The 11260-nt window shown below is 34.8% G+C and carries 10 protein-coding genes and 4 pseudogenes; all 14 read right to left on the reverse strand.

The genetic code is table 11. The annotated features are described in order from the left end of the window. The coding region (locus tag JOC59_RS08380) for a glycoside hydrolase family 70 protein (RefSeq protein WP_205144328.1) at positions 1-3923 on the reverse strand (3923 nt) is incomplete at its 3' end. Between the two features lie 747 nt (positions 3924-4670). After that, the gene (locus tag JOC59_RS08385) at positions 4671-4901 is read right to left on the reverse strand and encodes a hypothetical protein (protein WP_205144321.1); all 231 of its coding nucleotides are present in this window, start codon (positions 4899-4901) and stop codon (positions 4671-4673) included. Beyond that, positions 4901-5116, reverse strand: a complete 216-nt coding sequence (locus JOC59_RS08390) for a Blp family class II bacteriocin (protein ID WP_205144329.1) — start codon at positions 5114-5116, stop codon at positions 4901-4903. The genes JOC59_RS08385 and JOC59_RS08390 overlap by 1 nt, the downstream gene beginning before the upstream one ends. Then, positions 5111-5260, reverse strand: a pseudogene (locus JOC59_RS08395) (recombinase family protein); the annotation flags it as partial. The pseudogene JOC59_RS08395 and the gene JOC59_RS08390, both read right to left, overlap by 6 nt. Before the next feature lie 216 nt (positions 5261-5476). Then, entirely contained in the window at positions 5477-5689 is a 213-nt protein-coding gene (locus tag JOC59_RS08400; protein ID WP_205144322.1) for a hypothetical protein, read from the reverse strand. A 217-nt stretch (positions 5690-5906) separates the two neighbouring features. After that, a pseudogene (locus JOC59_RS08405) lies at positions 5907-6071 on the reverse strand (site-specific integrase); the annotation flags it as partial. A gap of 222 nt (positions 6072-6293) precedes the next feature. Then, complete coding sequence (locus JOC59_RS08410) at positions 6294-7637, reverse strand: SEC10/PgrA surface exclusion domain-containing protein (protein ID WP_205144323.1); 1344 nt, start codon at positions 7635-7637, stop codon at positions 6294-6296. 43 nt (positions 7638-7680) lie between these two features. Beyond that, on the reverse strand, positions 7681-7950 hold the full coding sequence (locus JOC59_RS08415; RefSeq protein WP_205144324.1) for a hypothetical protein: 270 nt from the start codon (positions 7948-7950) through the stop codon (positions 7681-7683). An 80-nt stretch (positions 7951-8030) separates the two neighbouring features. Beyond that, the gene (locus tag JOC59_RS08420; protein WP_205144325.1) at positions 8031-8768 is read right to left on the reverse strand and encodes an HNH endonuclease; all 738 of its coding nucleotides are present in this window, start codon (positions 8766-8768) and stop codon (positions 8031-8033) included. Positions 8769-8843: 75 nt separating this feature from the next. Then, positions 8844-9113: pseudogene (locus JOC59_RS08425) on the reverse strand (site-specific integrase); the annotation flags it as partial. Positions 9114-9123: 10 nt separating this feature from the next. Beyond that, positions 9124-9954, reverse strand: coding sequence for a GIY-YIG nuclease family protein (locus JOC59_RS08430; RefSeq protein WP_205144326.1), 831 nt, complete (start codon positions 9952-9954; stop codon positions 9124-9126). A 130-nt stretch (positions 9955-10084) separates the two neighbouring features. Beyond that, positions 10085-10651, reverse strand: a complete 567-nt coding sequence (locus JOC59_RS08435; protein ID WP_420875270.1) for a restriction endonuclease subunit S — start codon at positions 10649-10651, stop codon at positions 10085-10087. A 15-nt stretch (positions 10652-10666) separates the two neighbouring features. Next, positions 10667-10800: pseudogene (locus JOC59_RS09570) on the reverse strand (restriction endonuclease subunit S); the annotation flags it as partial. A 189-nt stretch (positions 10801-10989) separates the two neighbouring features. Next, positions 10990-11260: hypothetical protein (locus JOC59_RS08440; protein WP_205144327.1), on the reverse strand; the 271-nt coding region annotated here is incomplete at its 5' end.

Below are 11260 nucleotides of genomic sequence, written 5' to 3' on the forward strand. Positions count from 1 at the left end.
ATGACACCAGTTTTACTATCAAATAAATACCAATGCCCACCCAAGAATTTTTGACCATATTGCATCTGACCTTTGGCATTATAATATACCGTCTTTGTTTGGTCAGGAATATATTGAAATCCAGTTTGTTTTTGATTGTTTAGTGGATCGATTAAATACCATTTGCCATTAAGATTCTTCTGAACAAAATAATTATTTGCTGAATGATCACCCAATGAATAATTTTGCCGATCATTTTCTGCTACCAATGAAGCTGGCAAGAATTTTTGAACTTCACTTGAATCGTCTCCAACATAAAAATATTGCTGATTATCGTTACTACGTAAAACATAATCGCTACCGCGACCAACAATATTAGTTCCATTAAAATACTTAGCTGACCAGCTAGTAATCTTTTGACTCGGATCAATCGTTTTGCCAGTTGATGCTTGAATTTCTTTAAATAAATCTGGGTACTCCGTTTCCAATACCTCTAGGAAAGCACCACCGTATTTCTTTTGATAATCGCCACCACCAATTGTATTCGCAACATACAATAAGTCATGAATTTTTGAACTAGCAACTTGATTTCCTCTTTCATCAGTTCGATTAACTGTTACCAATTCTTCTGTCGGCAAATTATAAATTTGGTCCGGCACCCAATCCGCAATTGCCTGAATTCCAGCAGCATGCAAGGCTTTAATCGCATTACGCAAATCGTCTACGGTACCATATTTTGTTGGTGTCCCATATCCCAAGTCATAGCGATCTGTAAATGCATAACCATTATCAATCGTTGAATCTAAAAATGTCTTATCACCACTTGTCCGATACTGCGGTGCAAGTTCAAAACTGGTAATTCCTAAAGCCTTAAATAAATCGGTGTTTTTAGCAATTACAACATTTGTGTAATCATCGTGACTGTCAGGATAGGAAATGAAATTTGAAAAGCCTTCATAGATAACATTTGAATCTAAGGCTGCATTTGAATGGAACGTTTTGCCATCCGTTGAAGAATCGGTTGTCGCTACTGTCCGAGCATCTTGAGTTGTTGCGGCCCCCACTGGTACCCAAACAGCTAGATATCCAGTTACATCCGGGTTAGCATATCCTTGAATACTTGTATTTGCTTCTTCAACACCATTAATTAACAAATTTTGGTTGGTAAAGACTAAATCACCATTATTATCAGTATAAGCAATCGGAGCATTGTCATCAGAAGTGTAATTAATAATGCCATCTTTGGTTGTTAACACTGCTGCTCGATAAGCTTGATTGCGGTGAGCAACGCCCATGTGCAAAACAACCTGATCCACATCTTTTAGTTTCAAACTAGTATTGTTGCTAACGATTACGCCAACGCCTTCTGTCCGAGTTTCACTAGTACCTTGATCACTGGCAGTCATTGCACCCTTACCAAAACGAACACTGGTTAAAACATCATTGCGATCAACTGACATTGTTTGTCCACCAGCTACATACTTAATTCGGCTCGCCAACAAATTAGTAATTGTATCATAATAGATGGTTTTATTAGCCATATACTGACCGCCTTCAAGATACAAATCACCATAATAAACCCGTGGCACAGTATCTTTATTGGTTAACAGCATTGCATAAGCACTCGGAATATTGTAACGATTATACTTTTTCTCTGTGGAAGCTTGATCTGCGTAATATAAAGTTAATCCTTGCTGCAATTGCTCCCAAGTAAAGACGCCGTATTCACCACCGGTGGCTGCTTGAATAGCTTGTCTGATTTGATCCTGAGAGCTATAATCATGGGCTCTAACAAAAGTATAATTAGGAATTGCCGTATCTTCCGTACTATCATTGGCCCGATTAATTAGATACCACTGAACAAAACGTTCCATCTTACTATTTGATCCTGGTGCATTTTCCAATGAATAGTTCATTTGCCCAACAGAATAGTAATCCATAGTTAATTGATTTGCACCCTGATCATAAACATACTGTGGATCATCGTTGTTCCAATCTTCCAAAATCGATAAATGAGAATTAGCGTTTTGATCATTTTGATTAACTTGATAAGCGTCTTTAAAATAGTCTGCTGCAATCTTCAACAAATCAGCATCAACGTTGTCGACTGCATCCACTCGGATTCCATCAAAATTAGCCGACGAATCATCTGCCGTAATTGAGCCAAAATTCATCAAATAATACAGCCAGTTCAATTCTTCTGCTTGAACTACTGGATTAGAATTGTCAATATCATTAGCTAATAAGAATTCCGAACCTTTGTAATTGCTATTTTTAATATATGAGGGAATATAGGCTAAAATTCGATAGTCAGAATTGGCATTGGGGGTTAACTTACTATTTTGATAAGTTAAAAAACCACCTTGTAATGAAGAAAGTCCATCAGAGCTTGGATTCTCTGAAGTTTTGTTCCAAATTGCTTCTTTTTTAACAAAGTTTTGCATAATCTGACGCAACCAGTTAACTGAACCAGTCATTGTCAAATTCTTCTCAAGAGCAATTTGAACATTCTGGGCAGCGCTGTTAAGGACTAAGAAATCATCATTCGCAGAAAACTTGCGAGTGCTGCTAATAATTCCTTGTTCAATCATATAATTTAAATAATCAGCCTCAATACTTTTGCTGGGCCACCACGTCATTAATAGTGGCCGAAAATCTGTCGAGGTTGATTTAATCCATAATTGACCATCATTTAAAATATACGTTGGTCGATACCAAGAATCAGCAGTTAAATAACCATTGATATTTTCAAAGCTTTTAGTATCATACGAGTATGCTACATTATGGGCAGCAAAACTTGCCACTTTTTTAGCTGTACTCGTTTGAGTCGGAAGATTTTGTGAGGTCAGTTGGACTGTCTTACCAGTATCAGCCTGAGAATAATAAGCCTTACCATCAACATTTTCAACTGTGTCCTTGTTCAAATAGCCATTACTATCAAAATAATAAGTTGTCCCATTAAGTGTTTGAAGTCCGGTCTTATAGGAACCATCAGTATCAAAGTAATAGATTTCACCATCTTGATTAGTGAAAAATCCTGCTCCAGCTGGCTGACCATTAGCTTGATATGCCGTAGTTTTCCCATCAGAAGTTAAAGTATAAGGGATTGCGTTTCCAGAATTTTTATCAAAATAATAAGTTATCTCGCCAACTTTTTGGTACTCACCTTTAATTTGAGCTCCCGAAGTTTCATCAAAATATTGTAAGTTGCCATCAACTTTATTTAATCCCTTGATTTTGTTTCCTTGGCTATCAACGTAGCTCCATGTTTCATTAGAGTCTACATATTTACCCCCAGTAACATTTGCAACCTGAGAACTGCTTTGCTGGCTGTCAGTATTAGAAACTGTCATGTTATTACTGATAGTGGATGAAGCTTGCTCACTGCTGCTTAGTGAAGACGATTCAACTTGATTATTTTTTTGCTGATTTGTAGCAGCAGTTGTTGTAGCTGACGTGTCCGTCGTTTGTGTCACTTTATCTGCTGCAGTATCTGCTGATTGATCAGCACTCTTCGTATCACTGGTACTGCTTACTACAGTATCTGCTGATTGATCAGCACTCTTCGTATCACTGGTACTGCTTACTACAGTATCTGCTGATTGATCAGTACTCTTCGTATCACTGGCACTGCTTACTACAGTATCTGCTGATTGATCAGCACTCTCCGTATCACTGGCACTGCTTACTACAGTATCTGCTGATTGATCAGCACTCTCCGTATCACTGGCACTGCTTACTACAGTATCTGCTGATTGATCAGCACTCTTCGTATCACTAGTGCTATTTACAGTGGCGGCAGTTAAGTTCCCTGAGGTGGTATCAGCATGAACTGTTACCGTTGATACCCCACCGACGACAAAAAAAGACAGTGTAGAAATTGCGGCAAAAACGAATTTTTTGCCATCTTTATACATTCTATAATGTAATTTCTTTTCTCCCATTATAAACTTCCTTCCCAATCAATTATATAATTATAAACCGTGTTTTATTTTTTCATATACTTTTTTTACTTGTAAAAGACCTAAATTTGTATATTCTCTAATCTTTTTGATAACTACTACGTCTTTCTCATTTACCAAAATCATAGCTTTAATAACTTGTTGTTCCTCATCCGTCATAGACCGAATTTTTGGTTCTGTAAGAACTTCAATTAAGTTATCACTAAAATTAGATGAAACAAGAAAAATTATTGCTAAAATTAAATAAATATTATCATTGGTAAAAAAGTAATAAACAATAAAAAACAATATAATAGCATAAATAATATAATAGCATAAATAATATAATAGCATATAATAATATAATAGCATATAATAACCAATTTAACTATTTATAGTTAAAAAATTTAAAAACTTCATTTTATCTCTCTTTTCTCTTTAAAATATCAAACAAATATTTTTTGCAAGTAGCCTTTTTTCTGTTCTTTGAGCAAATCCAACTTACGTTGATGAAGCGCAATAGTGTTATCTGATTTTCTGAATAACAAATTAAATTTTTCTTATGTCACCTAGGTTATCTAACAGTTTTACTTTTTTACTAGACAACCATTTCTTAACGACCATTAATCTGAATTCACTTGCATATTTAGATATAAAAAACCTAATAATTTGAACAAATGGTTTATTTTGTCCAAATTATTAGGTTTAGTTCACAAATACATGGGATACTTTTACTTTAAAATAGAGTTATTACTTATTCTTTGTTTCTAAAATTACCCCTAATGCTCCTAGTGTCGCTATCAATATGCCAAAGTATGACAAATTCCATAAAGTTAATGATAACCCTGAAAACAATATCATTAATTCTATTGTAAAAGATTCATCTTTTTTTGATTTTGAATTAAGTAATCTTAAAAAGCTAATAACGAAACCCACAACAATCAAAGCAAAAGTTACAATCATAGTTAATGTATTAATCATTAGTTATAACCTCCTATGTAAGCACCTACTGCTCCACCGATAACACCGCCACCTACTGCTCCACAGGGTCCTAATTTACTTCCCCACTTAACTCCGGTTGCTGCCCCAGTTAGACCAGAAATAAATGCATTTCCTGCTGCATTTCCTGCTTCAATCTGATACAGTTCTTTTTCATTTAGTTCTTTAAAATTATAATTACCTAAATTTTCAATCATTGTAACCCCTTGGGGACGTGCGGTGGTAGTTCCTGAATATTTTTCACTCATAATAATATCGGCACCAGCACTTTTTAAAGTATCTTTTTGTTCATTTAAAGATTGTCCAGCTGTTGAGACGCGTGCGTAACCATAAACCGTCATTTTTCACCTCATTAAATTGCATAGTACAAATACTATTATACCAAGGAATACAAACAGTGCAAAATACTTATAAGTATTTTACACTGTTTTGTTATAGTAAAAGTAGTACCTCGTCCCTCGAGATATATTGATTTTTACTAATTTACCTAAAGTATACAAAAAAACAACTACCTAATATGATTTACTTGGTAACTGTTTTTTATAATTCTAATTATTTTAAGCTTTGATATTCGTTTTAAGTTTTCCACTGAAACCATACACTAGAACTGACAAAACCCAATATATAAATGCTGCTGTCACAGCATTTACTACAGAAATATCTGTTCCTAACAAGTTAACGATATAAAAATAGATAATACCAAATCCAATAGCCATTGCATCCAGAACCAAAAACTGTTTGATAGGCCATTTTTCATTTGCCATTTTCATAAACCTTTTACCTCCCGTTTTTTAATGTTAGTTATTAAATGCGTATTCAATGACTCCTACTGCTGCGCCAACATGTATGCCTACAAATGCAGCTCCTGGGCCTCCCGGTAATCCTGAGAACCCACCAACAATGGCTCCTCCAACAATAGCATTCCGTCTCAACTTATTTTGAATGCTAGTATATGGCTCATTGTATTGGCTGCGATAAAAAATTATAACCAATATTATAGTTTGACTGCGTATAGACCCGATAAGCTCCTGTTTTACGCATGGTATGCGTCCCTAGATAGTTGATTCCTAAAAGATCACCAACACGTGCCATGACCTTATAAAATTGCTTTTCATTGATATGACGGTCAGGACGAGTAGTTGATTGACTTAGCGCCATTTTTAGAAGCTCTAGTAGCTTGTTTCATAACACTTTTAATCAATTTATCAACCGACTTCATACCAGATTTAGTAGCTTTTGCCTTTCATAGCAGTTTTCATACCCTTAGACATGTTTTTGCCTAATCGTTTAACCGCTTTACCGTCCGCCTTAGTTGATTTGCTAATTAACTTAGACATTGACTTGAATTGTTTTTGCGCGTCTTTATTCATACCTTTAAAGGCTTGAGATTGAGATTTTTATAGTTTTAGAAGCTGCTTTCTTTTGAGCTGCTTTCTTTTGAGCTGCTTTCTTTTGAGCTGCTTTCTTTTGTGCAGCTTTCTTTTGAGCTGCTTTCTTTTGTGCCGCAACGTTAGCAGCATTTTCTTTAGCGTTGTTCAACGTTACCTTATCAGCATTCAACTTGTTAACAGCAGTCGTGTAGTTGTCACTAGCAGTGTTGTATGTTGCGGTTGCGTTGTTAAGCGCTGTTTGAGCAGCAGCAATCTGATCAGGTGTTGCGCCGGCGCCGGTAAGTGTCTTATCAGCGGTGTCAAATGTTGCGTTGAACTTAGCTTGATCTTTAATATAGACATCTTCTGGTATGATGATTTCAAGATGAATATTACCATATTTATCGAAGCTGACACCGAAGTATTCAGCCGGCCTTACTTCATCATTATAAACATCAAGTCCAAGTAGTGATAGTGCATGATGATAGTCAGATGATTTGTCATCGAATACCATGTCGTAAATAGCATCATACAACATTTTTTTAGCGTCATACATACTCATGGTTGTGTTAAATGCGTCACTCCATGTTTCCATGTCTTCATAGAAGTTATCAGTATCATTTAAACCGAAGTTAGCAGCAGCTTTGCCAATAGCGGGTACATCATGCCAACCGTTGTGATAGCCAGACCATTTGTCACTGTTATAGTTAGCAGCAACTTGTTTTGCGAATGCAATTGCACCGTCAGTTACTTGCAATCTAGTTGAAAATTGATTTTGTTCTGGGGTTGTTGATTTACCAATTTGATTTCTCATATCATTTATCAAATAAGCAGCGTATGATGATAGTTCAGTTGCCTGAGCGTTTGTCATTTTGTTGGTATCTACGCTGACATTTTTGTCACTTGCAATACCTTTAAATTTTGTACCGCTGGCAGGTCCTTTGTCAAGAACAGCGGGGGTATTAGCGATCGCTGTTGCTTTATCTGATAAGTTGATTGTGCTGCCACCAGTTAGACTGTTTTTGAGTTTGTCAAGGTTAGACTGAGCTTTGTACTTAGCAGTAGAAGCGGCTGTTTTAGTATTTGATGCTGATTTAACAGCTTTTTTGTCGCTGTTAACTGTTGATTGTGCCGAAGAAACAGCTTTGTTAGCTGAGTCGGTATCAATACTGGATGCTTTCTTTTGTGCCGCTTTCTTTTGAGCAGCTTTTTGTGAAACATTGCTGGGTGAACTAGCAGCGTCCTTCACACTATCAGCATATACGTCAGTAGTTGCTGCCCCAGCAGCAACTACAGTAGCAACAATAACTGCTGTAGCTGATAATGTTTTCATATTTGCTTTTTTCATTGTGATAATGTCCTTTTTCTGATGAAATCTAATGTTTAAATGTTTATATTAAGAGTCTAACAAAATCTGGATTGAAGTCAATATTTGCGATATCTATCAATACCCTTTCCACTTTCGATAACAATGATAAGGCAGAAAATTGGCTTAATTTATCAATATAGCTCTGATTACCTTGGGTATTATTACCTAGAACTGCCGCCAAATAATATGTTTTACGAAATTCATCCATGACTAACTTTTGATTCTCATTCGTTGGGATATGCCACAGGTCAGCTAATACCCCAAACAAAACTTGAAGCGCTAGAATTATCACAAACGCAACGCCTGTAAACATCGGTGTATAGGTAACTTTGTATAAAAACGATGTTATGTTAACTCCCTTTGGTATAGGAATTATGCTAATAGTATTTTCTTTAAATGTTCTACAGTTAGCACATTATATTTATCTCTATGAATCATTCTGTGACAGTTAGAACATAAAGGAATTAAGTCATTTCTAGGATCTATATTTATTTCGGTATTGTTTAAATAGAGTGGGTTTTTATGGTGAATTTCAATAAATTCATGCCCTAGGGTTCCATACTTTTTTTCAAAATTAAATCCACAAACCTTACAATTTAAGCCGTGGATTAGAATGGCGGCCTGTCTGTTTTTGGTGCTTCGCTCATAACGAGTACTATACACCTTTGTTTTTTTACCCTCTGTTACTAAAATACTTGTTAGTTCGGAGTAATCACGAATCAAAAAGTCTAAAGCGTTTGCCATATCGTCATCTAGCCTTCTTAGAGACTGGATATTACCTTTTAATCCTAATTCATGAAGATCTTTTAATGAAATACATGCATCTATATTTTCAATCAGACGAAGTGTTAACCAAGGACCCTTGCTAGAAAAATCTATACCTGATGCACTATATTTTGAATCATCAATATGATACGAATAAATATCCCTGCCAATAACCTGTGTTTTTAATATAATTCTTTGAGTAGGTTTTGATTCATAGATATATATTATATCTCCTATAGAAACACTCTTGTTATTGTGCTGAACCCAGTGAATGGTATGTAACTCATTAAATGCATTTTTGGCATCGTATATAATTGGATTTGAAGGTAATATAAATGTACTCATGTAATATCCACGCTTTCTATAAATATTCAATAATGAACTTTATCAAGCTAATTATTAAAACTAATAAAGGGAAAATAAGAGCTCTGTTTGAATAGGTTTAAGGTACAAGGTATTAGGTTTACCAGTTTTTCGGTCATGAATAAACGCATTTTGTTTAGTAGAACCGTCCGGATTAAAAATATCGGCCTGTTTTAAGCCCATAACGTCACTCACCCGCAGTAGAGTGGCTTTGCCAACTTGAAAGATAGTGTAGTTACGGCGACCCGCCCGAAAACTATCTAATAAGGTGTTTTGGACCATTTTTAAGACGTTAGAGTCTTTGATTGGCAGTACGATTTGTTGCACCATAGTTAATTTACCACCTTTCAAAGGTCACTTTATTGTTAGTTAAATGAGCTAGTATCTGTATCTTTTTATACAAGGCATCTTTAGAAAAATTAACGTAGACATGATATTTACTTGAGTCTATAGCTTTAGTTAATTTAGTACCTTTCCCTGACACGCGCTCTAGGGTTCCTATTATTTGTACAGTATTGGGTTCAGTAGAATTTATTAAATCCGTTAATTTAGATATCTCTGATGACAGAACAAGTGTAGATACTAACTTAGTAAAGACGTCTCTGTAAGAGCTTCCTGTATAATGCTGTCCGCCAAATAAAATCGAGATAGTATCGCTGTTTGGAGTAGGGTCCAACCTATCAAATTCGGTATCATCACTAGCAAATAAGTCAATATTTGCGATATCTATCAATACCCTTTCCACTTTCGATAACAATGATAAGGCAGAAAATTGGCTTAATTTATCAATATAGCTCTGATTACCTTGGGTATTATTATCTAGTTTGATTTCTGCTCGTTTCATTTTTTCAATTATTTTTCGTTCTAGCAGATCTAATTGTGCTTTTGATAAATGACCATCTTCACGTCCAAAAAATATTAACTTGTTCCACCACGGCTTATTAATATAGTGTTGCTGAAGCCTATTAAAAATAGCATTTGATGCTTGACCGATATATCGTTTATCATCACCTAACAATATATAGATACCAGGTTTTTTAGACTCATCAATCAACTGAATGCTAGCTAAATCATCTTTATTCGCAATGACCACAAATGATGGTTCGTCATAGAATATTGAAATGTTATCATTACCTGACTCTCGATTGATAAATATGTGATTGGGCATGTGATCATCGACCTCGTTTTTTAAGTACTATTATACCACCTAACAAAAAAACAACCCCTGTTATCTACTGGTTAGATAACAGGGGTTGTTTTAATAGTCTTTTTGAGGAGTCATTATGTAATTATAGACCCTAAACAAACATCTTTTGTAAAAATCGTTTTTTCTTTTCTTTCAATAAATCTAACTTACGTTGATGAAGAGCGATAGTGTCATCTAATTGTTTGAAGAATGAACCTATTTTTTGTTGTTCTTCAAAATCTTTTGGAAAAGATAATAATGTTTTTTGTAAATCGCCTTTACTAATTGATGATACTTTTGACCCCTGCATCAGTTTTAAAAGTTGCCTATGATAGATATTCGAATTGATATAATACCCTAGAAAAAATTCTGCCTTTCTGTCTTTTGATCTTGCAACTATCGTATGTAATCCTGACACAAGGTGTTCTTCAGTTAAACCATTGACTTCCACAGCCTTTCCAACAGTTTCATCTTCAGCTGCATCAGCAAAAATTAAATCGCCGTTCTCGAGTAAACTAGATTTATATTTTTCTAATTTACCATCTGTGATATATGGAATTTTATCATTTTTAACATTTAGAATGGATGGATATTTAATCAATATATCTCCATAGTGAACACTTTTAATATCGCCTTTCTCATAATTCAACAATGCTCTAGATAATGAATTTGTAGACACAGGAAATTTAAAGCACTCATCAAACTTACGCTCTTCCCAATCGTCAGCAAACCCGGCAAATCGCAATTCAGGAACTTTTGCACCATTTTAGGGAACATTTTTTGTAAGTATCCTTTTTTCTGTTCCTTGAGTAAATCCAACTTACATTGATAACGAGAGAAAGCGTCAAGCGTCCATTCCCATCAAGTTATTCTTGAATAAGTTTAAATTCAAAACTATATTTTGCCATAAAAATAGCGACCTCCAGGCAGTTAGATATTTGTCTAACTTTTGGGGGTCACTGCATTTTTTAGTACACTCTTTTTTTATTTATATAGTACTTATTAAATCCATATAGTTTAATGTAATGTACTAATTTTTTTATCAATTAACAAAATACTAAATAAAATTTCTAAAGCAACTAATACGATATCAAATACTAAACGCGCTAAATTCATTGAATTGGTTGAACTTATGTGTAAAAGATTTGAAACGTTATCAACACCAATTGTTAATAACCAGAAAAATAGTAAACAGGCTAAAACTTGCACAATTTTTTGATATTTTTTATTAACTATTTGCCGTACGACTTCGACTAGAATTAAAACAAAAGTCACACTAACAAATGAT

It is taken from the genome of Periweissella beninensis, from assembly GCF_016908275.1.
In the GTDB taxonomy this organism is placed as follows: domain Bacteria; phylum Bacillota; class Bacilli; order Lactobacillales; family Lactobacillaceae; genus Periweissella; species Periweissella beninensis.

Excerpts from the sequence above, each read along its gene's own strand:
- JOC59_RS08430 (WP_205144326.1), bottom strand. The coding sequence starts at position 9,954 with ATGCCCAATCACATATTTATCAATCGAGAGTCAGGTAATGATAACATT.
- JOC59_RS08400 (WP_205144322.1), bottom strand. The coding sequence starts at position 5,689 with ATGAAAATGGCAAATGAAAAATGGCCTATCAAACAGTTTTTGGTTCTG.
- JOC59_RS08385 (WP_205144321.1), bottom strand. The coding sequence starts at position 4,901 with ATGATTAATACATTAACTATGATTGTAACTTTTGCTTTGATTGTTGTG.
- JOC59_RS08420 (WP_205144325.1), bottom strand. The coding sequence starts at position 8,768 with ATGAGTACATTTATATTACCTTCAAATCCAATTATATACGATGCCAAA.
- JOC59_RS08390 (WP_205144329.1), bottom strand. The coding sequence starts at position 5,116 with ATGATTGAAAATTTAGGTAATTATAATTTTAAAGAACTAAATGAAAAA.
- JOC59_RS08410 (WP_205144323.1), bottom strand. The coding sequence starts at position 7,637 with ATGAAAAAAGCAAATATGAAAACATTATCAGCTACAGCAGTTATTGTT.